The sequence below is a fragment of the Streptomyces yamdrokensis genome, assembly GCF_053890455.1.
Window position 1 is genome coordinate 789307 of sequence record NZ_CM132679.1, and the last position, 21862, is coordinate 811168.

Below are 21862 nucleotides of genomic sequence, written 5' to 3' on the forward strand. Positions count from 1 at the left end.
CTACGGCGACGATCACCAAAGGCCGCTGTGGGAGGATCGTGCGGCATGGGTGCCCCATACACCGGACCTCACCCGTGCTCCACGATCGCCTCGCCCACGAAGTACGCACCCGTACAACGTCGCACCCACAAGGAGCGTGCCCATGTCGTCGAATCCGGTCGCCGTGACCGTCGCCTCACTGATGCCCAGGGCGAAGGAGGAGCTCGCCGAACTGGTGGCCTTCCGGTCGGTGGCGGACTTCGACCAGTTCCCGCGCGGCGAGAGCGAGGGCGCCGCACGCTGGGTCGCCGACGCGCTCACGGCCGAGGGGTTCCAGGACGTGGCCCTCCTCGACACCCCGGACGGCACGCAGTCGGTGTACGGCTACCTCCCCGGCCCCGCGGGCGCCAGGACGGTGCTCCTGTACGCCCACTACGACGTGCAGCCGCCGCTGGACGAGGCCGGCTGGGACACGCCGCCGTTCGAGCTGACCGAGCGGAACGGCCGCTGGTACGGGCGCGGGGCCGCCGACTGCAAGGGCGGTGTGATCATGCACCTGCTGGCGCTGCGCGCGCTCAGGGCCGACGGTGGCGTCCCCGTCAACGTCAAGGTGATCGCCGAGGGTTCGGAGGAGCAGGGCACCGGCGGTCTGGAACGGTACGCCGAGCAGCACCCCGAACTGCTGGCGGCCGACACCATTGTCATCGGCGACAGCGGCAACTTCCGCGCAGGTCTGCCGACGGTGACCGCCACCCTGCGCGGCATGACGCTCGTACGGCTGCGCGTCGACACCCTCGAAGGCAACCTGCACTCGGGCCAGTTCGGAGGCGCCGCACCCGACGCCCTGGCCGCCCTGGTCCGCGTCCTGGACTCGTTGCGCGCGGAGGACGGCAGCACCACCGTCGACGGGCTGACCGGCGACAGCACCTGGGAGGGGCTGCAGTACGACGACGAGCGGTTCCGCAAGGACGCCAAAGTCCTCGACGGCGTGGAGCTGATCGGCTCCGGCACGGTCGCCGACCGCATCTGGGCCCGCCCGGCCGTCACCGTCCTCGGCATCGACTGCCCGCCGGTCGTCGGCGCGACCCCGTCCGTGCAGGCGAGTGCCCGCGCGCTGATCAGCCTGCGCGTGCCGCCGGGCGTCGACGCGGGCGAGGCGACCGAGTTGCTCCGGGCGCACCTGGAGGCGCACACGCCGTGGGGCGCGCGGGTGAGCACCGAGCACATCGGACAGGGGCAGGCGTTCCGCGCCGACACCACCAGCCCGGCCTACCGGGCCATGGCCGACGCGATGGCGGTCGCGTACCCGGGCCAGGAGATGAGTTACGCGGGGCAGGGCGGCTCCATCCCGCTGTGCAACACCCTCGCGGCCCTCTACCCGCAGGCGGAGATCCTGCTCATCGGCCTGAGCGAGCCGGAGGCCCGGATCCACGCGGTGAACGAGAGCGTCTCGCCCGACGAGCTGGAGCGGCTGTCGGTCACGGAGGCGCTGTTCCTGCGCAACTACGCGTCCGCGGCCGAGCCCACGGGATGATCCCACCCGCGCGGCCCGGCTGCGGGACAGCGTACGAGGCCCGGTCGGGCTCCGGGCGTCAGCCGACCGGTACCCCGGCTTCCAGATACATCGCCTTCCCGCGTTCCCGCGCCCGCAGGGCGCGGCGGAGCCGTTCGTAGCGGACCGGGGGCAGCATGTCGGCGGCCTCCGTCTCGGAGACGAAGCGCCAGTCGCGCAGTTCGGGGCCTGGCAGCAGCAGACGTGCGGCATCGGCGGCGGCGAGGCGGCCGCCGTCGAAGAGCAGGCGCAGGCCGCCGTAGGCGGGTGGTGCGGGCGGTTCCCAGTCGACGACGAGCAGGGCCGGCACGTCGTCGAGGCGGATGCCTGTCTCCTCGGCGACTTCGCGGACACCCGCGCGCGCGGGTGCCTCACCGGGTTCGACGACTCCGCCGGGGAACTCCCAGCCCGGCTTGTACGTCGGGTCGACGAGCAGCACTCTGTCGCGCTCGTCGAAGAGGAGGACACCGGCGGCGACGGTCTCGGCGGTCGGCTCGGGCGTCTGCACGATGTCGCAGGCGGGCACCTCACCGCTGCCGACCGCCTCGGCGATCCGGACGGCGGTGTCGTACGGGCTCAGCGAGCCGGTGCCGACGGGGTAGGCGTCGGCGGTGAGCCAGGAGGCCAGAGCGGCTTTGTACGGCTCGATGTGGTCGTAGGACCACTGCCGGATCCGTATCTCGCCGTCCGGGAGGTCCGGCGGAACCTCCCGGCCCGCTATTCGCTCACGCAGGATCGTTTCCGTCGGAGCGAGGAGGACGTGCCGGACCGGAATCCGGCGGGCCGCGAGGCCACCGAAGATCTCGTCACGGTACTCCTGTCTCAGCAGGGTCATGGGAACGACCAGGGTCCCGCCGAGTTCGGCGAGCATCGCCGCCGCCGTGTCGATCACGAGCCGGCGCCAGATGGGAAGGTCCTGGAAGTCACCGACCTCGGCGAGGCGTTTGGGCGGAAGCAGTTGACTGAGCGCCCCGCCGATGACCTCGGGGTCGAAGAGCGCGCTGTTCGGGATCAGTTCGATCAGTTCCCGTGCGGTCGTGGTCTTCCCCGCACCGAACGCACCGTTGATCCAGACGATCACGGTTCCCCCTCTTCTGTTGGCCCCCTGTGGCTTGCCCGCTCCACCCTGCCACGGAAACCAGCCCCAGTTGAGTACGCACACCGACGGCGCCGGTGCCCCTTTTTTTGGGGGGAGGAGGCGCCGGCGCCGTGGGCGGTTTCGCGATGCGGCCCGTCAGATCTCGGTCTCCCGGTCGCCGTCGGCCGTGGCGGCCAGGGCCTCGTCGGTGACGGCGTGGTCGAGGGTGCTGAGTGCGTCACCGGCGGGGAGGCTGTCGAGGCCCTCACCGAGCGCGTGCGACGGGGTGAGGGCCGCGACGACGAATCCGGTGGCGAGGGAGGCGATGGCGAGCATGCTGCGCTTCTTCATGCCGGGTTCAACGGCAAAAGCCGCCCCGGGGTCACGCACGGACGCACGGGAACGTACGGACACCCACGACGGTACGGACCCGTACGGCACGGGGTGAACGTTCCTGCGGGCATCCGTGTCACGGCCCCGGTCAGACACCTGCCGCCGCCGGGTCCGTCCGCCGGGTCAGGGCCGCCGCCGCGGCGCCCACCAGCCCGGCGTCGGTGCCCATCCGCGCCGGCGTCACCACGAGACGCCGGACGAACGACAGCGTCGCGTACTCGGTCAGGGCCTGGCGCAGGGGGGCGAAGAGGACCTCGCCCGCCTTGCCCACTCCCCCTCCGACCACGGCGATGTCGATCTCGACGAGCGTCGCGGTGGCCGCGATTCCGGCGGCCAGCGCCCGCGCGGCCAGCGCGAACGACGCCACGGCCACCGGGTCCCCGGCGCGGGCCGCGGCGGCCACCGCGGCGGCGGAGGTGTCACCCTCGGGTCCGGGGAGCCAGCCGTCCGCCAGGGCCCGGCGGGCGATGTTGGGCCCGCTCGCGATGCGCTCCACGCAGCCGCGCGAGCCGCACGGGCACGGGTCGCCGTCGAGATCCACGCTGATGTGGCCGATGTGCCCCGCGTTGCCGGTGGGCCCGGGGTGCAGCCTGCCGCCCAGCACGAGTCCGCCGCCGACCCCGGTCGAGACGACCATGCACAGCGCGTTGGCATGACCGCGGGCGGCACCCTGCCAGTGTTCGGCGGCCGTGATCGCCACTCCGTCGCCGATCAGTTCCACGGGCAGTCCACCGGTGGCGGCCCGGACCCCGGCGACCAGCGGGTAGTCACGCCAGCCGGGCACGTTCACCGGGCTCACCGTGCCCGTGGAGGCGTCCACGGGGCCCGCGCTGCCGATGCCGACGGCGCTCGCGTACTCCCACAGCGGGGACGTGGCGAGCTCGCCCAGCACCACCTCGACCGCCCGCATCACGGTGTCGCCGTCCTCCTTGGCGGGCGTCGGCCGCTGGGCGCGGACCAGTATCCGGCCCTGCCCGTCCACCAGCGCACCGGCGATCTTGGTGCCGCCGATGTCGAGCGCTGCCACGAGGTCGGTGTGCATCAGTGTCGGTTCTCCCCGTCAACCATGAGAAAGGCGCTGAAACAGCCCATGCGCGGCCATGAACCGACGCACGGGGGCGAGCCGCACCCCGAATGTCGCGACCACCCGCGGGCCGGGGTGTGCGGTGGACAGTGTCCCTGAGTCTGACAACGTTGTCCAGGCTCTATGCTCGACGCCACATCCTCATACAACCCCATGGCCCCACGCAGCCCGTGGTCTACAGGACAGGAAACCGTACCGTGCCGGAGACGCCCCGCCGCACCCACCGCCTCCCAGGGTCCCGTTACGGCAGCCGCCCGACCATGAAGGACGTGGCGGCCCGGGCCGGCGTCGGCCTGAAGACCGTCTCACGGGTGGTCAACGGCGAACCCGGGGTCACGCCGGAGACGGAGCGCCGGGTGCAGGAGTCCATCGAGGCGCTCGGTTTCCGCCGGAACGACAGCGCGCGGGTGCTGCGCAAGGGCCGTACCGCCAGTGTGGGCCTGGTCCTGGAGGATCTCGCGGACCCGTTCTACGGTCCGCTGAGCAGGGCGGTCGAGGAGGTCGCCCGCGCGCACGGCGCACTGCTGATCAACGGTTCCAGCGCGGAGGACGCCGATCGCGAGCAGGAGCTGGTGCTGGCACTGTGCGCCCGCCGGGTGGACGGACTGGTGGTGATTCCGGCCGGTGACGACCACCGGTATCTCGAGCCCGAGCTCAAGGCGGGCGTCGCCACGGTCTTCGTGGACCGGCCGGCCGGCCGGATAGACGCCGACGTCGTCGTGTCGGACAACTACGGCGGCGCCCGTGACGGCGTGGCCCACCTGATCGCCCACGGGCACCGCAGGATCGGTTTCATCGGTGACATGCCCGGCATCCACACCGCGTCCGAGCGGCTGCGCGGCTACCGCGCGGCCATGGAGGGCGCGGGCATACCGGTGGAGGACGCCTGGATGTCCCTGGGGGTCACCGACCCGGAGAGGGTGCGCCGGGCCACCGAGGAGATGCTCTCCCGCCCGGATCCGGTCACGGCGATCTTCACGGGCAACAACCGGGTGACGGTCACCGTGATCCGGGTCCTGAGCGAGCAGTCACGCCCGGTCGCGCTCGTCGGCTTCGACGACATCGAGCTCGCCGATCTGCTCCGGCCGGGCCTCACGGTCGTCGCCCAGGACTCCGCCGCCCTCGGCCGGACCGCGGCCGAGCGCCTCTTCCGTCAGCTGGACGGCACCCTGCTCGCCCCCGAGCGGATCGAGCTGCCGACCAAGCTGATCACGCGCGGCTCGGGCGAGCTGCCCCCGGCGGACTGAGCACCCTCGTCCGCCGGGACCCGCGCGGGGCGGCCGGGCGTTCGAGGAGGAGCCACCGCTGAGGGCGTCGGTTCGGGGGCGGTACGCACGGCCGGGCGGCCGGGAACCCCCGGCACCGGCACGGCGTCGCCGACGCCCCTCATCCGGGCCCTCCCGTCGGGTCGCCCCGGCGCGGGGACGCGAAACCCTCCAGGTCGGTGCGGGTCAGGCCCGTCGCCCGTGCCACCTCGGCGTGGTCCAGGGCGCCGCAGTCCAAGCCGCGCAGCAGGTGGCCGGCCAGCGCCTTGGCGGTGGCCGGTTCGTCCATGACGTCGCCCGAGGTCCGGGCGGCGTACCGGGCGAGCCGGGCGGCGGCCTGGTCGAAGCCCTCGCGGTAGAAGGCGAAGACGGCCGCGTAACGGGTGGGCAGATGCCCGGGATGCATGTCCCAGCCCTGGTAGTAGGCGCGGGCCAGGGCACGGCGGGTGAGTCCGTGGTGCAGTCGCCATGCGGCGTGGACCTGTGCGGTCGGGCCGACGGGCAGGACGTTGGTGGAACCGTCCGACACGCGTACGCCGGTGCCCGCGGCGGCGACCTGCATGACGGCCTTGGCGTGATCGGCCGCCGGGTGGTCACCGGCCTGGTGGGCGGCGGAGATCCCGAGACAGGCACTGTAGTCGAAGGTGCCGTAGTGCAGTCCGGTGGCCCGGCCCTCGGCGGCCTGGATCATCCGGGCGACGGTGGCGGTGCCGTCGGCGGCGAGGACGGCCTGGCTGGTCTCGATCTGGATCTCGAAGCCGAGCCGGCCCGGTTCCAGCCCGCGCGCCTCCTCGAAGGCGTCGAGGAGCCGCACCATGGCGGTGACCTGCTCGGCGTACGTGACCTTGGGCAGCGTCAGCACCAGCCCGTCGGGCAACGGGCCGGCCTCGGCCAGACCGGTGAGGAAGATGTCGAGGGTGCGGATGCCCCGCTCGCGCACCGCGGCCTCCATGCACTTCATCCGGATGCCCGTGTACGGGGCCGCCGTGCCGCCCCGGTACGCCTCGGCGATCAGCCGCGCGACGCGGGCAGCGGTCTCGTCCTCCTCGACGTCGGGGCGGTTGCCGTAACCGTCCTCGAAGTCGACGCGCAGGTCCTCCACGGGTTCGCGCTCCAGCTTGGCGCGAACGCGCCCGTACACGTCCTCGGCCAGCGCGGGAGCCATCCCGACGGCGGCGGCGAACGAGACGGCGTCCGGAGCGTGCTCGTCGAGAGCGGCCAGGGCCTGGTCTCCCCAGGAGCGGAGAGTACCGGCGGTGAAGGCGTCACCGGGGACGTAGACGGTGTGAACGGGCTGACGGGTGCCGGGGTCTCCGGGGTAGCGGCGCTCCAGCTCGGCGTCGACCGGCGCCAGGGAGGCGCTGATCTCCGCGCCGACGGCGCCCGCGACACTCGTCGCCACCCGCTCCTGTCGGTCCTGGCTCATTCCACGCCCTCCAGCTCCCTGACGCCTCGCGGCACACCCGCCCCACGTTTTCCGCAATACGGAATCAACAATCCGTTGAATGAAGTTATCGGGCGGCCTTCGCGCCGGTCAACATCGCCTCGCCTCCCTCTTGCACCTCGATCCACTCCGCCATCTCGGCATGTTCACGTCTATCTGGCACCGTCTGACACGGAACCACGCATCGCCCGGCACCACCCCGCGCACCGACGCACGCCCGACCCACCCGGCCGCCGCCGCGCAGCACCAGCGAAGGAGTTCCTGTGCCGAACCACAGCCGAGTCACGCGCCGCCTGGGACTGAAGACCGCGCTCGCCGCCTCCGTCGCCCTTCCGCTCTCCAGTACAGCACTGCCCGCCGAGCCCGTTTCGGCCCAGGAAAGCCGGGGCGGGCCGCTGGACGTCATGTCGTTCAACCTGCGCTTCGCCAGTACGGCGGAGCCCCACAGCTGGGCCGCCCGGAGACCCGTGACACGCCAACTGCTGCGCCGCGAACAGCCGCACGTCATCGGTACCCAGGAGGGCCTCCACCAGCAGCTGCGCGACATCGAGGCCGACCTGGGCCCGTCCTACGACTGGATCGGCACCGGCCGGGCGGGCGGCAGCCGCGACGAGTTCATGGGGATCCTCTACGACACCCGCCGGCTCGCCCCGCTGGAGTACGACCACTTCTGGCTTTCCGACACGCCGTACCTGATCGCCTCGAACACCTGGGGCAACGCCCATGTCCGCATGGTCACCTGGGTCCGCTTTTGCGACCTGCGCGCCGGTGACCGGGAGTTCTACGTGTTCAACACCCACCTGGACAACGCGAGCCAGTACGCACGCGAGCGGGCCGCCGCCCTGCTCGCCGAGCGCGTCACCGGGCCGGCCCGCTCCCTGCCCGTGATCGTGACGGGGGATTTCAACGTCGCAGCCCACGGGAACCCGATGTACGACACGATGCTGGGCGCCGGCCTCGTCGACACCTGGGACACGGCGGCCGAGCGGGGCGAGGCGTACGGGACGTTCCACGGGTACAAGCCGCTGGTGCCGGGCGGCGCCCGTATCGACTGGATCCTGACCACGCCCGGCGTCACGGTGCACCGGGCGTCGGTCGACACCTTCGCGCCGGCCGGGCAGTTCCCGAGCGACCATCTGCCGGTACGGGCGTCGCTCACCCCGGGACGGGCGAACTGAGCCGGGGCGCCGCGCCGGGAACAGAACAGGGCGAGGCCCCCGCGACCGCGCCGGAGGCGGTCACAGGGGCCTCGTACGGCCTGGAGAGGATCAGCCCTTGCGGGTCTTGATCTCCTCGGTGAGCTGCGGGACCACGTCGAAGAGGTCGCCGACGACGCCGTAGTCGACGAGGTCGAAGATCGGGGCCTCGGCGTCCTTGTTGACCGCCACGATCGTCTTCGAGGTCTGCATGCCCGCGCGGTGCTGGATCGCGCCGGAGATGCCGGAGGCGACGTACAGCTGCGGCGAGACGCTCTTGCCGGTCTGGCCGACCTGGTTGGTGTGCGGGTACCAGCCGGCGTCGACCGCGGCACGCGAGGCACCGACGGCCGCGCCGAGGGAGTCGGCGAGCGCCTCGATGACCGCGAAGTTCTCCGCGCCGTTGACACCGCGGCCACCGGAGACCACGATCGCGGCCTCGGTCAGCTCGGGGCGGCCGGTCGACTCGCGCGGGGTGCGGCCGGTGACCTTGGTGCCGGTCGCCTGCTCGGAGAACGACACGGACAGCGCCTCGACGCTGCCCGCGGCCGGAGCGGCCTCCACGGCGGCCGAGTTCGGCTTGACCGTGATGACCGGAGTGCCCTTGGAGACACGGGACTTGGTGGTGTAGGCGGCGGCGAACACCGACTGCGTGGCCACCGGGCCCTCGTCGCCGGCCTCCAGGTCGACGGCGTCGGTGATGATGCCGGAGCCCAGACGCAGCGCCAGGCGGGCCGCGATCTCCTTGCCCTCGGCGGAGGAGGGGACCAGCACGGCGGCCGGGGAGACGGCCTCGTGAGCGGCCTGGAGGGCGTCCACCTTCGGTACGACGAGGTAGTCGGCGTACTCGGCGGCCTCGTGCGTGAGGACCTTCGCCGCGCCGTGCTCGGCCAGCGTGGTGGCGGTGTCGGCGGCGCCGTTGCCCAGCGCGACGGCGACCGGCTCGCCGATGCGGCGTGCCAGCGTCAGCAGCTCCAGGGTCGGCTTGCGGACGGCGCCGTCCACGTGGTCGACGTAGACGAGAACTTCAGCCATGGACTTCTTCTCTCCTGCTTGCGAAGTGTGAGGGGCGGGAAGCGAGTCGAGCCTCTTGGCTCAGATGAACTTCTGGCTCGCGAGGAACTCGGCGAGCTGCTTGCCGCCCTCGCCCTCGTCCTTGACGATCGTGCCCGCGGTGCGGGCCGGGCGCTCGGTCGCGGAGTCGACCACGGTGTAGGCGTTCGCCAGGCCCACCTCGTCCTCGTCGAGGTCGAGGTCGGACAGGTCCCAGGACTGAACCGGCTTCTTCTTCGCCGCCATGATGCCCTTGAAGGACGGGTACCGCGCCTCGCCCGACTGGTCGGTGACCGACACGACCGCCGGCAGCGACGCCTCGAGCTGCTCGGACGCGGCGTCGCCGTCACGGCGGCCCGAGACCTTGCCGTCCTCGACCGAGACCTCCGACAGCAGCGTCACCTGCGGCACGCCCAGGCGCTCCGCGAGCAGCGCCGGCACGACACCCATGACGCCGTCGGTGGAGGCCATGCCGGAGACGACCAGGTCGTAGCCGGCCTTCTCGATCGCCTTGGCCAGGACCAGGGAGGTGCCGATGGCGTCGGTGCCGTGCAGATCGTCGTCCTCGACGTGGATCGCCTTGTCCGCGCCCATGGACAGCGCCTTGCGCAGCGCGTCCTTGGCGTCTTCCGGGCCCACCGTCAGGACGGTGACCTCCACGTCGTCGTCGGAGTTCTCCGAGATCTGCAGCGCCTGCTCGACCGCGTACTCGTCCAGCTCGGAGAGCAGACCGTCCACATCGTCGCGGTCGACGGTCAGGTCATCGGCGAAGTGCCGGTCGCCGGTGGCGTCGGGCACGTACTTCACTGTGACAACGATCCTCAAGCTCACGCCGGCTCTCCTACTGCAATCGTCATTTCTGGCTGCCTGCCTTCAGGCAGCATAGGCGCCTCAAACGGCCGTTCCCGATCGGGGCGATCCACGTTTCCGAACGAAATATTACTCGCCAGTACATCCAGTTCATTCCCACTGAGCAAGCGCTTTGAACTGTGACCTTCGCAACGCAGCGTAACCGGAACCCGACCTGCCCGCAGCAAGCGGCGTCCCGGACCCAGCCTCGAGGAACCCCGGAACGTCCCAGGTGGCGGAGCCTGCCGGCCGTCACACGGCCTCGCCGAGCGCGGCGATCACATCGGCCTTGCGCGGCTGTCCGGTGGCACGCCGGACGACGGTGCCGGCGGCGTCGAGGACGAGCACGGTGGGGGTCTTGAGGATGTCCAGCCGACGCACGAGGTCCAGGTGCGCCTCGGCGTCGATCTCCACATGGGCCACGCCGGGAACCAGGCCGGCCACCTCACCGAGCACCCTCCGGGTCGCCCGGCAGGGCGCGCAGAACGCACTGGAGAACTGGACGAGGGTGGCGCGTTCACCGAGGTCCGCGCCGATCTCCGCCGCCCGCAGCCACTTGCCGTCGCCCTGCCCGCGCACCCGCACTCTCCCGCTCCGCCGCCGCTGCGGCACTCCGAGGGCACTCGCCGCCGCGAGCACCAGCACACACCATCGGTCCGGTCGTCATCCGTCTCAAGCACGCACGGGACCGCGAAGATTCCCACTGCCGCACGCGTTCCCCGTGCGGGTTCCCCTCACGAGTGCCTGATCCGTGGCCGTCGGCACGAGAGGACCCCGCCTCGCGGCGGCCTTCCCCGACACCCTGTCCGGCTACCGCCCGGGGTGCCGGATGCCCCCTGCTCCTGCGGCGGATGACGGCGCGCGGGTAATGGCGACGCAAAAGCCCGAGGTGGATCATAGGGGTGGACGTGACAAGAATCTCGCCACAGGCAGGCGCCGGGGCTGGTTCACCGGTCGTTCTTGGGGCACCATCAGCGACAAGCCGTAAACCTACGGCTGCGTAACTTCGACTGGGAGTCCTCCTTCCCAGGCAGAGCAGGAAGGGTTCCAGCGCACCCATGGCAGAGCTCGTCTACCGTCCCGTGATCGGTTTCGCCCAGACTCTGTTCAAGGCGTGGGACCTCAAGATCGACTGCCGGGGTTCGGAGAACATCCCGCGCACGGGCGGCGCCGTACTGGTGAGCAACCACATCAGCTACCTGGACTTCGTCTTCAACGGCCTCGCGGCACTGCCGCAGAAGCGGCTCGTGCGCTTCATGGCGAAGGACGCCGTCTTCCGGCACAGGGTCTCGGGTCCGCTGATGCGCGGGATGAAGCACATCCCCGTGGACCGCAAGCAGGGGGACGCGGCGTACGCGCACGCGCTCGACTCACTGCGGTCCGGCGAGATCGTGGGCGTCTTCCCCGAGGCGACCATCTCCCAGTCCTTCACGCTGAAGAGCTTCAAGTCGGGTGCCGCGCGCATGGCACAGGAGGCGGGCGTGCCCCTGATCCCGATGGCGGTGTGGGGCACTCAGCGGCTGTGGACCAAGGGGCACCCCCGCAACTTCAAGCGCAGCCACACCCCGATCACCATGCGCGTCGGCGAGGCGGTCGAGGCGTCCAAGGACAAGTACGCGGGCGCGATCACCCGGCAGTTGCGGGAGCGGGTCCAGGAGCTGCTGGAGGCCGCGCAGCGCGCCTACCCGGTGCACCCCAAGGGCCCGGACGACACCTGGTGGATGCCGGCCCACCTCGGCGGCACGGCACCGACCCCGGAGCAGGTCCGCGCGGCCGAGGCACGCTGAGCCCCACCGCGGCAGGGGCCTCATGATCCGCCGTGGTCCGGCAGTGCGGTGGGGAGCGTCCGCCACAGGTGCGTGCGGTCCACGGCGGCCTGGAGCGCCTTCAGCACGACGGGATGCGGTGCGGCGTACAGGAGCGGGTGGTCCGTCTCACCGGCCGCGGGGTCGGGCGTGAAGGCGAGCCGCTCACCGGCCAGGGAGAACCGGGCGTCGACTCCCGGTTTGTTGCCCCGTGGGTCCTGCCGGTGCCAGGCACCGTGGAACCGTACGGCGACCAGGCCGTGCAGCACTCCGAGGTTCTGGTAGCACAGCGCGGTCGGGATGTCCGCGGCCCGCAGCAGCGCGGTCAGCGCGTGCGCCTTGGCGTAGCAGATCCCGGTGCGTTTTTTCAGGACGTCGGACGCCCGCCAGGTGACGCGGGGATCGCCAAAGTCCTGGGAGTGCGGGATGGTGTCGCGCACGAACTCGAAGGCCGCCCGCGCATATTCATACGAGTCGGCCACCCCGGCCGCGAGTCGTCGGGCGGTCTCGCGGACCAGCTCATGGTGGTGGTCTATCGCCTCATCGGCGGCGAGGTAAGCGGATAGGTCCGGGGTCTCCTGGATGATCTTCATGCCGCCGGAGCGTAGGTACGCACCCGATCGAGAGTCAATGCATTTTCGATCGAGTGCATACCTATGCGAACATGTGAGGGCGGCTAGCGGGCCATCTCCTCCTTGAGGGCCGCCAGGAACGTGTCCACGTCGTCCTCGGTGGTGTCGAAGGCGCACATCCAGCGGACATCGCCCGCGGCCTCGTCCCAGAAGTAGAAGCGGAAGCGCTTCTGCAGGCGCTCGGTCACGGCGTGCGGCAGGCGGGCGAAGACGGCGTTGGCCTGGACCGGGTGGAGGATCTCCACCCCGTGCACGGCGCGCACGCCCTCGGCGAGACGCTGGGCCATCTCGTTGGCGTGCCGGGCGTTGCGCAGCCACAGGTCCCGCGCGAGCAGGGCCTCCAGCTGCACCGAGACGAAGCGCATCTTGGACGCGAGCTGCATGGACAGCTTGCGCAGGTGCCTCATGTGGCTGACGGCGTCCTGGTTCAGCACCACGACCGCCTCGCCGAACAGGGCACCGTTCTTGGTGCCGCCCAGAGAGAGGAGGTCGACGCCGGCCGCGTTGGTGAGGGTGCGCATCGGCACGTCCAGGGTGGCGGCGGCGTTGGCCAGCCGGGAGCCGTCCACGTGCACCTTCATGCCGTGGGCGTGCGCGTGCTCGCAGAGGGCGCGCATCTCGTCCGGCGTGTACACCGTGCCCAGTTCGGTGGCCTGGGCGATGGACACCACCTGCGGCATCGCGCGGTGTTCGTCCTCCCAGCCGTACGCCTGCCGGTCGATCAGCTCGGGGGTGAGCTTGCCGTCGGGGGTGGGCACGGTGAGGAGTTTGATCCCGCCGACGCGCTCCGGCGCCCCTCCCTCGTCGACGTTGATGTGAGCGCTCTCGGCGCAGATCACGGCGCCCCAGCGGTCGGTGACCGCCTGGAGCGCGACGACGTTGGCGCCGGTGCCGTTGAAGACCGGGAACGCCTCGGCGGTAGGGCCGAAGTGGCTGCGGATCACCTGCTGGAGGTTCTCCGTGTACGCGTCCTCGCCGTACGCGACCTGGTGCCCGCCGTTGGCCAGTGCCAGGGCGGCGAGCACCTCCGGGTGGACCCCGGCGTAGTTGTCGCTGGCGAAACCGCGGACGTCCGGGTCGTGATGGCGGCGCGCGTCGGTCCGGGGTGGGTTCACGGCTTCTCGGTCAGCCACAGACGGTTTCCGTTCAACTCCGCGGCGGGCTTGTCCCAGACGCCGGCGATCGCCTCGGCGAGGTCCTCGACGTCCGTGAAGCCCGCGAACTTCGCGTTGGGGCGGTCGGCGCGCATCGCGTCGTGCACCAACGCCTTCACCACCAGGATCACAGCCGCCGATGTCGGCCCCTGCTCGCCCCCCGCCTTGCGGAAGTAGTCGCCCATGGCCAGCGTCCACGCCTCGGCGGCGGCCTTGGCCGCGGCGTAGGCGGCGTTGCCCGCGGTGGGCTTGCTGGCACCGGCCGCGCTGATCAGGACGTACCGGCCGCGGTCGCTGCGCTGCAGTCCCTCGTGGAAGGCGAGGGAGGTGTGCAGCACGGTGCGGACCAGGAGCAGCTCCAGCAGGTCCCAGTCGTCCACCCTGGTCTTGGTGAAGGTCTCGCTGCCGCGCCAGCCGCCGACGAGATGGACCAGGCCGTCGACGCGGCCGAACTCCTTCTCGGTACGCGCGGCCCACTCGCGGGTGGAATCCAGGTCGAGCAGGTCGACCGTGTCACCGGTGACAGTGGCACCTCCATGCGCGTAGCGCGCCGCGTCCACGGCCTCGGCCAGCCGCTCCGGGTCGTTGTCGGAGCCGACGACGACCGCCCCCGCCTCGGCCAGCCTGAGCAGTGCCGCCCGCCCCGCGGGTCCCCCCGCGCCTGCCACCGCGATCACCGCACCGTCGAGCGCCCCGTTCCCCATGGTCATCGCCTCCTGCACAGTGGTGTGAACGAGATCGCTCACGCGGCGATCCGCTCGGCGCCGTCCGCCGTGATACCCCGGGTCGAGGCGATCACATTCTTCAGCTTCTTGGACAGTGCCTCATAGAACATGCTCAGCGGAAACTCGTCCGGAAGCACGTCATCGACGAGTTTGCGCGGCGGCTGCGTCAGGTCCAGGGCGTCGGGGCCCTTGGCCCACTTGGATCCCGGGTGCGGGGAGAGGTAGCGGGAGACCAGCTCGTACCCGGCGAACCAGTGGACGAGCTTGGGACGGTCGATGCCGTCGCGGTACAGCGTCTCGATCTCGGCGCACAGCTGGTTGGTGACCTGCGGGGCCCGGTCCCAGTCGATGGTGAGCTTGTTGTCGGTCCAGCGGACGACGTCGTGCTTGTGCAGGTAGGCGAAGAGCAGCTGGCCGCCGAGGCCGTCGTAGTTGCGGACCCGCTCGCCGGTGACAGGGAAGCGGAACATGCGGTCGAACAGCACCGCGACCTGTACGTCACGCGCCTGCGGGACGCCGTCGCCGGTGAGTTTGACGGCCTCCCTGAAGGCGGTGAGGTCACAGCGCAGCTCCTCCAGGCCGTACATCCAGAACGGCTGGCGCTGTTTGATCATGAACGGGTCGAAGGGCAGGTCGCCGTGACTGTGGGTGCGGTCGTGCACCATGTCCCACAGGACGAACGCCTCTTCACAGCGCTTCTGGTCGTGCACCAGCGCGGCGACGTCCTCGGGCAGCTCGAGGCCCAGGAGGTCGACGGCGGCGGCGGACACCCGGCGGAAGCGGGCGGCCTCGCGGTCGCAGAAGATGCCGCCCCAGGTGAACCGCTCGGGGGCCTCGCGCACGGCGATGGTCTCGGGGAAGAGCACCGCGGAGTTGGTGTCGTAGCCCGCGGTGAAGTCCTCGAACGAGATGCCGCAGAACAGCGGGTTGTCGTAGCGGGTGCGCTCCAGCTCGGCCAGCCAGTCCGGCCACACCATGCGCAGCACGACCGCCTCGAGGTTGCGGTCCGGATTGCCGTTCTGCGTGTACATCGGGAAGACGACCAGGTGCTGGAGGCCGTCCTCACGGTGCGCGGCCGGGTGGAAGGCCAGCAGCGAGTCCAGGAAGTCGGGCACCTCGAAGCCGCCTTCGGCCCAGCGGGCCAGGTCCCCCGCCAGGGCCTCGTGGTAGGCGCGGTCGTGCGGGAGCAGCGGGGACAGCTCGCCCAGGGCGTCGATCACCCGGCGCACCTCCGCCTCGGCCTCGGCACGGGCCGGAGCGCCCTCGGCGTCGAGGTCGATCGACCCGTCCTTCGCCTGCCAGGGCCTGATCCGCTCCACGGCATCCTTGAGCACGGGCCACGCCGGGTGCTCGACCACCCTGGCTGCCGAAGGAACGTGCCCCTCCGTACCCACCTGCGCAAGAATTTCCGTCATATCCCATCCTCCAGCGAAGAAACTGCGTGTGGCGACCGTATACATACGGGGTTTCTCCCAGCAAGGGACACCTCAGTAAATTATCCTGCGCCACCCCGGCCGCCACCGCACTTTTTCCTGCCCATCACGCGGTTGGGTGACACTTCTCGGCTTCGATGTTCGGCATCTGGACGGGGCGGGCACAGGCGATACGGTCCAGGAGGGCCGCAGGGACGCGGTCCCGCGTCGCCGTCGACGGAAGCGAGTCGCATCTTGAACTTCCTCACCATCGGTCACCGCGGAGTCATGGGTGTCGAGCCCGAGAACACCCTCCGGTCCTTCGTCGCCGCCCAGGAGGCCGGTCTCGACGTCATCGAACTCGATCTGCACCTGAGCAAGGACGGCGCGCTCGTCGTCATGCACGACACGGACCTGGACCGCACGACGGACGGCACGGGGCCCATCGCCGACCGGACCGTCGCCGAGCTCCGCGCCCTGGACGCCGGGCGCGGCGAGCACGTCCCCGTCTTCGAAGAGGTGCTGGACGCCGTCCACGCGCCGCTGCAGGCCGAGATCAAGGACGTGCAGGCGGCCAGGGCACTGGCCGAGGTGATGAACCGGAGGAATCTGGCGGGCCGGATCGAGGTGTCCTCGTTCCACGACGACGCGATCGCCGAGATCGCCCGCCTGGTGCCCGGGGTACGCACCGCGCTCGTCGCGAGCCGCTACGACACGGACATCGTGGAGCGGGCCGTCGGTGCCGGCGCGTCGGCCGTCTGCCTGAACATCCGCCGCCTCACCCTGGAGGTCGTCGAGCAGGCCCGCAAGGCCGACCTGAGGATCATCGGCTGGGTGGTGAACACACAGGACCACCTCAGACTGGTCCGGGCCCTCGGGCTCGACGGCGCGACCACCGACTACCCGGAGATCAAGCGCACCGGCCGCTTCACCGCGTGACGGCCGGGGCGGCTCCTCCGACGGTCAGGGCAGTTCCTTGACCAGCAGCTCGAACCGCAGGTCGGCCCGGAGCGGAATGCCGAACCGCTCGTCGCCGTACGGGAAGGGACTCGTCCGGCCCGTACGGCGGTAACCACGCCGTTCGTACCAGGCGATCAGGTCCTCCCGCGCCGTGATCACGGTCATGTGCATCTCGCGCGCGCCCCAGGTGCCCCGGACCTGCCGCTCGGCGTGAGCGAGGACCGTCTTGCCGAGCCCGGCGCCCTGGAGCCCGGGGCTGACCGCGAACATCCCGAAGTAGGCGTGCTCACCGCGGTGCTCGAGCTGACAGCAGGCGACGATCCGGCCCTCGCGCTCCACCGTCAGCAGTCGGCTGTCCGGCGACTTGACGACCTCCCGCACGCCCTCCGCGTCGGTCCGCTGCCCCTGGAGGATGTCGGCCTCGGTGGTCCACCCGGCCCGGCTGGAGTCGCCCCGGTACGCCGACTCGATCAGCGCGACGAGGTCGTCCACGTCGGCGTCGGTGGCGTCACGGAAGGTGAGCGCGCTCTCGGTGACGGATTCCATGGGGCACTTCTCCGCTTCGTCGCTCGGGTTTCTCCGCGGACGAGGTTATCCCGGCGGCTACGCTCGGCCGCATGGTGCATGTACTGGGCAGCCGGATCCTCATCCGTCCCACCGACCCCGAGCGCTCCCGCGTCTTCTACGGCGAACAGCTGGGCCTCGCGGTGTACCGCGAGTTCGCCACCGGTCCGGAACGCGGCACGGTCTACTTCCTCGGCGGCGGCTTCCTGGAGCTGTCCGGCCGGTCCGACGCCCCCGCGGACACGGTGGACCCGGCGACGAGGCTGTGGCTCCAGGTCGCGGACGTGACGGCGGCCCACGAGGAACTGAGGGACAGGGGCGTCGGGATCGTCCGGCCACCGGTGAAGGAACCATGGGGCCTGATCGAGATGTGGATCGCCGACCCGGACGGCACACCGATCGTCCTCGTGGAGATCCCGGCCGATCATCCGCTGCGGTACCGGCCGGAAATTTGAGACGGTCTGCGTCACTCCCGACGCCTTGCCGGGGTTTCTCACGCCCGCGGGGTGCCCGGGCGTCCTTCCAGCCGGCTCAGCAGTTCCCCGAGCAGCGAGGCCAGCTCGTCGAGCGCCGGTCCGTCCAGGCCGGACAGCACGGCGCTCTCGTGGGCGAGCTGCGCGGGCACGACCCCGTCGATCGCCTCCCGCCCGGCGTCGGTCAGGCGGACTCGGGCCACTCTGCGGTCACGGGGGTCGCCACGGCGCTCCACCAGGCCGTGCGCGTTGAGCTGCTTGAGGCGCTTGGTGACGGCGGCGCCCGATGAGAAGGTCTCGCGCGCCAGTTCGCCCGGGGTGAGTTCGCGCCCCGTGCGGCGCAGTGCGCCGAGCAGGTCGAATTCCGGGCGGGTCAGTCCGGCCCGGCCGAGCGGGGCGTCCTCGGTCTGCTGGAGCAGGGCGGCGCAGCGGTTGATGCGTCCGATGACCTCCATGGGCCCGGTGTCCAGGCCGGGGTGCACGGCCCGCCACTGCCGGACCACCTCGGCCACGGTGTCCTGGCCGGCCGCCGGTGTACCTCCGTCGTCGGGGGCTCCCGCACCGGCCGCCGGGAGCACCTCGTCCGCCGGAGGCCCCCCGTCGGCCCCGTGGACCTCTTCGGCGGGGCGTCCGTCGGCCGGGAGTCGTTCGGTAGCCGTCATGGCCGTACATCCTCCGTGTCGTCGCCCGGGTCGTGGCCGGTGCCGGTGCCCGCCTTCGTGGCGGCACCCGGCCTCCTGCCCGCACCTGCGTCCGTGCCGGAGCCGACCGCGAGGCCCTGTCGTCGTACCGTCGCCGCGAGCGTACGGTGTCCCGCCTGCTCGGCGAGCACCACATGCTCCTGCGGGAGCGTGCGAAGCCGCCATTCGCCCGCGGCCGCGTCGGCGGTGGCCCGCAGGTCGGCGAGGGCGGCGGCCAGGCCGCGTCGCGCGGTCTCCAGGGCGGCGGGGCCGGCCTGCGGGTCGGCCAGGAGCCGGGTCGCGTGTGCGCGCCTCAGGCCCACCGTGGTGAGCGCGTTCACTACGTGGTCGCCCGCCCGCCGGTTGGTGACGGCCAGGGCGGCGCCGAAGCCGAGCAGCGCGCCGACCAGGGTGTCCACCACACGGTCGGTGACCAGGGAGCCGGTCGCCTGGTAGCCGGGGAACTCTGTGACGAGCAGGGCCAGCGGGGTGACACAGACACTGCCGAGCCAGTAGTTGCGGCCGATCAGCGCCTCGGCGCCGAAGTTGAGGACAAGACAGCACAGGACGAGGGCGAGCGGTCCGAGGCCGGCGATCGGGGCGACGGCCGCGAAGACCAGCACGCCGACGAGGTTGCCGACGACCCGCTGCACGGTCCGGCTCCAGGTGAGGGCGATGTTGGCCTGGTAGAGCGCGGCGGCGGTGGTCAGGGCCCAGTGGGGCCGCCCGACGCCGAGGGCGAGGGAGGCGTATCCGGCGAGGCCGCAGCCGAGGGCGGTGCGTACGGCGAGGGGGGCGAGCGGGCCCGTCCGGGACCGCGGAGAGCGGTGGGCGATGGCGCGCTCGGCGGCCACGCCGAGGAGTTCGCCGGTCTCCGAGCGGGGGTCGTCGGCGCCCGGTACGCGGCCCGTGCCGCGCAGCGCGCGGGCCCGGGCTCGCAGTTGCGCGGGGTCGGCGTCGGCCGGCGCGGCGAGCGCGGTCTCGGCGCGGACGGCCAGCCGTTCGAGGGCGCGCCGGGTGGCGACCGGGCGGGGGCCGGTGAGGAGCAGACACCGCCAGGCGGCCTGCACGGCGGCATGGGCGAAGGCCCGGGTCCGCGCATGGCCCTCGCCGGTGCCGCCGGTCTCGGCGTACGCGGCGGCGGCGTCCAGGGCGTCGGCGGTGGCGCGGCGCTCGGGGCCGTGCGGCCGGACCAGTGCGGGAGCCATGCCGACCAGCCAGGCCCAGACCCCGGCCACCGCTGCCATGGCGACATGAGCGGGAACCTGTCCGAGCGTCTGGGGGACGAACAGCGAGGCGGAGCTGACGAAGGTGAGGATCACGTTGCCGGGCGGGCCGATGCGTGTGACGTCGCACAGCACCTTCTGCACGGCGGCCAGCAGGGCACCGAGGGTGACCAGGATCACGGCGTCCCTGGTCAGCGAGGCGGCGACCAGGGCCACGGCGAGGCCGCCGACCATGCCGAGCACCACTCCCGCGAGCGCCTTGGCACGGGCGGCGTACGGGCGGTCGTGGGCGTAGAGCGCGCACAGGGATCCGGCCATGGTGTAGACCGCGAGGTCGAGCCGGCCGAGGGCGACGAGGATCAGGCTGGGCGGTGCGACCGCGGCCACCACGCTGAAGGCGGGCTTGAACCAGATAGCGGAGGGCCGCCCGATACGCAGCACGCCGACGAGCGGGAATCGTGAGGGCCCGGGGGGCGGCCCCGCCTCGGGGGTGGGGCCGGGACAGGGGGTCGCGCTGCTCATGGCGTACAACGCTAACAGGTATTTTACTCGTAAAACACCTGCGTGACCTGCGGCGCTCCCTGAACGCTCCTCATGCACCCCTGTGCGCTCGCGTGCACGCCTTCGAGCGCGGGCATGCCTTGTCCGACCGTGGAGGGGTTCACCCATGCGGCGGGGACGGCCCCAGGGGGAGGTTCGCGTGCACGGACCGGCGGCATCCGGCTGGCTGCTGGTCGCGCTCTGCGCGGCGACCGGCGCCTACTGCCTGCTGCGGATGCGCAGCAGCGTCGAGGAGCAGCGCCGTAGCGCGGGCGGCGAGGCACTGATGGGCTTCGGCATGGCGGCGATGGCCGTACCCGCGGCGGTCTTCACCCCGCCCCCGTGGGCGTGGCCCGCCTATGCGGCGGTGTTCGGCGCGGCGGGGCTGCACTCCCTGTGGGCGGCGCGCGGGGACGCCCGCCATCTGCACCATCCGATGGGCGCCGCGGCCATGGTCTACATGGCGGTGGCGATGGCCCTCTCCCCCGGGCCGGGGCAGGGGCACGCGCACGGGAGCGCGGGCCTGCCTGTGCTGACCGGCCTCCTACTGCTCTACTTCACCGGATACGTGCTGGTCACGGGTGTACGGCTGGTGCCGGTGACCGCCGTGTCGGGAAGTCCGCCACCAGGGGCGGTCGGGTCCTCGGGCTGGGGTGACCGGCCTGAGCTGGCGCGGGCGTGCCGACTGTCCATGGGCATCGCGACGGTGGCGATGCTGGTGACGATGTGAGGCGGGTGACGGCCGGCCTGCGCCGGGCGGGACCGTTGCCTGCGTCACTTTGCCCCGGTGGGCCGTACCCGGGAGTGGGGCACGCTCATAGGCTGAACGCATGATGCTCCCCGCGGCACTGTTGCTGCTCGGCGTCCTGATCGCCGTCGTCGGCCCCCGGTTACTGGCGCGGGCCCACTGGGCGGACCGCGAGCCGGTGGTGGCGCTGTGGGTGTGGCAGTGCGTGGTCGCGGCGGTACTGCTGTGCTGCGCCCTGTCGATGACGTTCAGCGCGGCGGCCGCCTCGCACGTGATCGGCCGTCCGGTGTTCGCGACGGCACCGCGCGGGGTCGTGGATGCCTACGCCCTCGGCACGGCCGGGCCCTTGGCGGCGACCACCGCGGTGGCGCTGGCGTGCGGCGGGCTGTGGACCGCGGTGATGCTGGTCCGCGAGGTCGTACGGGCCCGTGCTCGGCGGCGGGCCCGCCGGGCCGAGCTTCTGGTGCGGGCGCCGCTGCTGCCCGGCGAGGAGCCCGGCGCCGAGCGGCTGGTGGTCCTGGAGGGCGAACACCCCGAAGCGTGGTGGCTGCCCGGCTCCCCGCCCCGGCTGGTCGTCACCACGGCCGCGCTGCGCCGGCTGAAGGGCCGTCGGCTGGACGCCGTCCTCGCGCACGAGCGGGGGCACGCGCAGGCCCGGCACGACTGGCTGCTGCACTGCTCCTCCGCGCTCGCCGGCGGCTTCCCGCAGGTGCCGGTGTTCGCCGCGTTCCGCGACGAGATGCACCGGCTGGTCGAACTCGCCGCCGACGACACGGCCTCCCGCCGCTTCGGCCGGCTGACGACCGCCCTGGCCCTGGTCGAACTCAACGAGCACCGGGGGGTTTTCGGCCCCTGCCCGTCCCCTCAGGGCCAGGTCCCGGCCCGGGTGCACCGGCTGCTGACTCCCCCGGAGCGGCTCCCGGCGTGGCACCGGCTGCGGCTGACGGCCGTGGCGTCGCTGGTACCGGTGATCCCGGTACTGGTGGCGTTCGTACCGGGGCTGCGGGCACTGGGGTAGGGCCTGCCCGGCGGGTCCTGCCGAAGACGCGG

Annotated in this window: 22 protein-coding genes; 8 read left to right on the forward strand and 14 right to left on the reverse strand. The window is 72.0% G+C overall.

Translation table 11 applies throughout. The annotated features are described in order from the left end of the window. The first annotated feature begins 142 nt into the window (after nt 1-142). A complete protein-coding gene (locus ACWZEH_RS02925) occupies nt 143-1513 on the forward strand; it encodes a dipeptidase (RefSeq protein ID WP_456195391.1) in 1371 nt (456 codons plus the stop codon). Between the two features lie 58 nt (nt 1514-1571). Here the strand turns inward: ACWZEH_RS02925 and ACWZEH_RS02930 are convergent, their stop codons facing one another. The 3 genes from ACWZEH_RS02930 to ACWZEH_RS02940 form a co-directional block, all read right to left on the reverse strand. Further along, a complete protein-coding gene (locus ACWZEH_RS02930) occupies nt 1572-2612 on the reverse strand; it encodes an NUDIX hydrolase (RefSeq protein ID WP_456195392.1) in 1041 nt (346 codons plus the stop codon). 153 nt (nt 2613-2765) lie between these two features. Further along, complete coding sequence (locus tag ACWZEH_RS02935; protein ID WP_456195393.1) at nt 2766-2960, reverse strand: hypothetical protein; 195 nt, start codon at nt 2958-2960, stop codon at nt 2766-2768. A 130-nt stretch (nt 2961-3090) separates the two neighbouring features. Then, entirely contained in the window at nt 3091-4044 is a 954-nt protein-coding gene (locus ACWZEH_RS02940; RefSeq protein ID WP_456195394.1) for an ROK family protein, read from the reverse strand. Nucleotides 4045-4283: 239 nt separating this feature from the next. On the opposite strand from ACWZEH_RS02940, the gene ACWZEH_RS02945 reads away from it, so the two are divergent. Then, nucleotides 4284-5333: a LacI family DNA-binding transcriptional regulator gene (locus tag ACWZEH_RS02945; RefSeq protein ID WP_456195395.1), complete on the forward strand. Its 1050-nt coding sequence runs from the start codon at nt 4284-4286 to the stop codon at nt 5331-5333. A gap of 139 nt (nt 5334-5472) precedes the next feature. Here ACWZEH_RS02945 and ACWZEH_RS02950 read toward each other — a convergent pair whose 3' ends face one another. Continuing rightward, on the reverse strand, nt 5473-6777 hold the full coding sequence (locus ACWZEH_RS02950; protein WP_456195396.1) for a DUF6986 family protein: 1305 nt from the start codon (nt 6775-6777) through the stop codon (nt 5473-5475). A 281-nt stretch (nt 6778-7058) separates the two neighbouring features. Here ACWZEH_RS02950 and ACWZEH_RS02955 point away from each other — a divergent pair, with 281 nt between their 5' ends. Continuing rightward, on the forward strand, nt 7059-7973 hold the full coding sequence (locus tag ACWZEH_RS02955) for an endonuclease/exonuclease/phosphatase family protein (protein WP_456195397.1): 915 nt from the start codon (nt 7059-7061) through the stop codon (nt 7971-7973). A gap of 90 nt (nt 7974-8063) precedes the next feature. On the opposite strand, the gene ACWZEH_RS02960 is transcribed toward ACWZEH_RS02955, so the two are convergent. The 3 genes from ACWZEH_RS02960 to ACWZEH_RS02970 form a co-directional block, all read right to left on the reverse strand. Continuing rightward, the gene (locus ACWZEH_RS02960) at nt 8064-9026 is read right to left on the reverse strand and encodes an electron transfer flavoprotein subunit alpha/FixB family protein (RefSeq protein WP_456195398.1); all 963 of its coding nucleotides are present in this window, start codon (nt 9024-9026) and stop codon (nt 8064-8066) included. A gap of 60 nt (nt 9027-9086) precedes the next feature. Then, nucleotides 9087-9875: an electron transfer flavoprotein subunit beta/FixA family protein gene (locus ACWZEH_RS02965; protein WP_456195399.1), complete on the reverse strand. Its 789-nt coding sequence runs from the start codon at nt 9873-9875 to the stop codon at nt 9087-9089. 270 nt (nt 9876-10145) lie between these two features. Beyond that, nucleotides 10146-10532, reverse strand: a complete 387-nt coding sequence (locus ACWZEH_RS02970) for a thioredoxin family protein (protein ID WP_456199411.1) — start codon at nt 10530-10532, stop codon at nt 10146-10148. A gap of 419 nt (nt 10533-10951) precedes the next feature. On the opposite strand from ACWZEH_RS02970, the gene ACWZEH_RS02975 reads away from it, so the two are divergent. Beyond that, nucleotides 10952-11680: a lysophospholipid acyltransferase family protein gene (locus tag ACWZEH_RS02975; RefSeq protein ID WP_456195400.1), complete on the forward strand. Its 729-nt coding sequence runs from the start codon at nt 10952-10954 to the stop codon at nt 11678-11680. Between the two features lie 20 nt (nt 11681-11700). On the opposite strand, the gene ACWZEH_RS02980 is transcribed toward ACWZEH_RS02975, so the two are convergent. The 4 genes from ACWZEH_RS02980 to ACWZEH_RS02995 all read right to left on the reverse strand — a co-directional run bounded on the left by ACWZEH_RS02980 (nt 11701) and on the right by ACWZEH_RS02995 (nt 15624). Then, complete coding sequence (locus tag ACWZEH_RS02980) at nt 11701-12291, reverse strand: transglutaminase-like domain-containing protein (RefSeq protein ID WP_456195401.1); 591 nt, start codon at nt 12289-12291, stop codon at nt 11701-11703. Between the two features lie 83 nt (nt 12292-12374). After that, a complete protein-coding gene (locus ACWZEH_RS02985; protein ID WP_456195402.1) occupies nt 12375-13445 on the reverse strand; it encodes a threonine aldolase family protein in 1071 nt (356 codons plus the stop codon). Then, a complete protein-coding gene (locus tag ACWZEH_RS02990) occupies nt 13442-14188 on the reverse strand; it encodes an SDR family NAD(P)-dependent oxidoreductase (protein ID WP_456199413.1) in 747 nt (248 codons plus the stop codon). The genes ACWZEH_RS02985 and ACWZEH_RS02990 overlap by 4 nt, the downstream gene beginning before the upstream one ends. A 38-nt stretch (nt 14189-14226) precedes the next feature. Next, a complete protein-coding gene (locus ACWZEH_RS02995; protein ID WP_456195403.1) occupies nt 14227-15624 on the reverse strand; it encodes a DUF6421 family protein in 1398 nt (465 codons plus the stop codon). Nucleotides 15625-15876: 252 nt separating this feature from the next. Between ACWZEH_RS02995 and ACWZEH_RS03000 the strand changes: the two genes are divergently transcribed. Continuing rightward, nucleotides 15877-16560 carry a glycerophosphodiester phosphodiesterase gene (locus tag ACWZEH_RS03000; RefSeq protein ID WP_456195404.1) on the forward strand — a complete coding sequence of 228 codons (684 nt, stop codon included), beginning with the start codon at nt 15877-15879 and terminating at the stop codon, nt 16558-16560. Between the two features lie 24 nt (nt 16561-16584). Here the strand turns inward: ACWZEH_RS03000 and ACWZEH_RS03005 are convergent, their stop codons facing one another. Then, nucleotides 16585-17127 carry a GNAT family N-acetyltransferase gene (locus tag ACWZEH_RS03005; RefSeq protein WP_456195405.1) on the reverse strand — a complete coding sequence of 181 codons (543 nt, stop codon included), beginning with the start codon at nt 17125-17127 and terminating at the stop codon, nt 16585-16587. Between the two features lie 71 nt (nt 17128-17198). Between ACWZEH_RS03005 and ACWZEH_RS03010 the strand changes: the two genes are divergently transcribed. Beyond that, the gene (locus ACWZEH_RS03010) at nt 17199-17600 is read left to right on the forward strand and encodes a VOC family protein (protein WP_456195406.1); all 402 of its coding nucleotides are present in this window, start codon (nt 17199-17201) and stop codon (nt 17598-17600) included. 38 nt (nt 17601-17638) lie between these two features. Here the strand turns inward: ACWZEH_RS03010 and ACWZEH_RS03015 are convergent, their stop codons facing one another. Beyond that, nucleotides 17639-18280 carry a MarR family winged helix-turn-helix transcriptional regulator gene (locus ACWZEH_RS03015; RefSeq protein WP_456195407.1) on the reverse strand — a complete coding sequence of 214 codons (642 nt, stop codon included), beginning with the start codon at nt 18278-18280 and terminating at the stop codon, nt 17639-17641. After that, nucleotides 18277-20046: an FUSC family protein gene (locus ACWZEH_RS03020; RefSeq protein ID WP_456195408.1), complete on the reverse strand. Its 1770-nt coding sequence runs from the start codon at nt 20044-20046 to the stop codon at nt 18277-18279. Before ACWZEH_RS03020 ends, ACWZEH_RS03015 begins: the two co-directional genes overlap by 4 nt. 178 nt (nt 20047-20224) lie before the next feature. On the opposite strand from ACWZEH_RS03020, the gene ACWZEH_RS03025 reads away from it, so the two are divergent. Both ACWZEH_RS03025 and ACWZEH_RS03030 read left to right on the forward strand, forming a co-directional pair. After that, nucleotides 20225-20794 (forward strand): DUF5134 domain-containing protein, encoded by a 570-nt coding sequence (locus tag ACWZEH_RS03025; RefSeq protein WP_456195409.1) that lies wholly within the window; start codon nt 20225-20227, stop codon nt 20792-20794. 100 nt (nt 20795-20894) lie between these two features. Next, on the forward strand, nt 20895-21830 hold the full coding sequence (locus tag ACWZEH_RS03030) for a M56 family metallopeptidase (protein ID WP_456195410.1): 936 nt from the start codon (nt 20895-20897) through the stop codon (nt 21828-21830). The last annotated feature ends 32 nt before the right edge of the window (nt 21831-21862 follow it).

Excerpts from the sequence above, each read along its gene's own strand:
- ACWZEH_RS02925 (WP_456195391.1), top strand. The coding sequence starts at position 143 with ATGTCGTCGAATCCGGTCGCCGTGACCGTCGCCTCACTGATGCCCAGG.
- ACWZEH_RS02935 (WP_456195393.1), bottom strand. The coding sequence starts at position 2,960 with ATGAAGAAGCGCAGCATGCTCGCCATCGCCTCCCTCGCCACCGGATTC.
- ACWZEH_RS02940 (WP_456195394.1), bottom strand. The coding sequence starts at position 4,044 with ATGCACACCGACCTCGTGGCAGCGCTCGACATCGGCGGCACCAAGATC.
- ACWZEH_RS02950 (WP_456195396.1), bottom strand. The coding sequence starts at position 6,777 with ATGAGCCAGGACCGACAGGAGCGGGTGGCGACGAGTGTCGCGGGCGCC.
- ACWZEH_RS02960 (WP_456195398.1), bottom strand. The coding sequence starts at position 9,026 with ATGGCTGAAGTTCTCGTCTACGTCGACCACGTGGACGGCGCCGTCCGC.
- ACWZEH_RS02975 (WP_456195400.1), top strand. The coding sequence starts at position 10,952 with ATGGCAGAGCTCGTCTACCGTCCCGTGATCGGTTTCGCCCAGACTCTG.
- ACWZEH_RS02980 (WP_456195401.1), bottom strand. The coding sequence starts at position 12,291 with ATGAAGATCATCCAGGAGACCCCGGACCTATCCGCTTACCTCGCCGCC.
- ACWZEH_RS02990 (WP_456199413.1), bottom strand. The coding sequence starts at position 14,188 with ATGGGGAACGGGGCGCTCGACGGTGCGGTGATCGCGGTGGCAGGCGCG.
- ACWZEH_RS02995 (WP_456195403.1), bottom strand. The coding sequence starts at position 15,624 with ATGACGGAAATTCTTGCGCAGGTGGGTACGGAGGGGCACGTTCCTTCG.
- ACWZEH_RS03005 (WP_456195405.1), bottom strand. The coding sequence starts at position 17,127 with ATGGAATCCGTCACCGAGAGCGCGCTCACCTTCCGTGACGCCACCGAC.
- ACWZEH_RS03010 (WP_456195406.1), top strand. The coding sequence starts at position 17,199 with ATGGTGCATGTACTGGGCAGCCGGATCCTCATCCGTCCCACCGACCCC.
- ACWZEH_RS03015 (WP_456195407.1), bottom strand. The coding sequence starts at position 18,280 with ATGACGGCTACCGAACGACTCCCGGCCGACGGACGCCCCGCCGAAGAG.
- ACWZEH_RS03020 (WP_456195408.1), bottom strand. The coding sequence starts at position 20,046 with ATGAGCAGCGCGACCCCCTGTCCCGGCCCCACCCCCGAGGCGGGGCCG.
- ACWZEH_RS03030 (WP_456195410.1), top strand. The coding sequence starts at position 20,895 with ATGATGCTCCCCGCGGCACTGTTGCTGCTCGGCGTCCTGATCGCCGTC.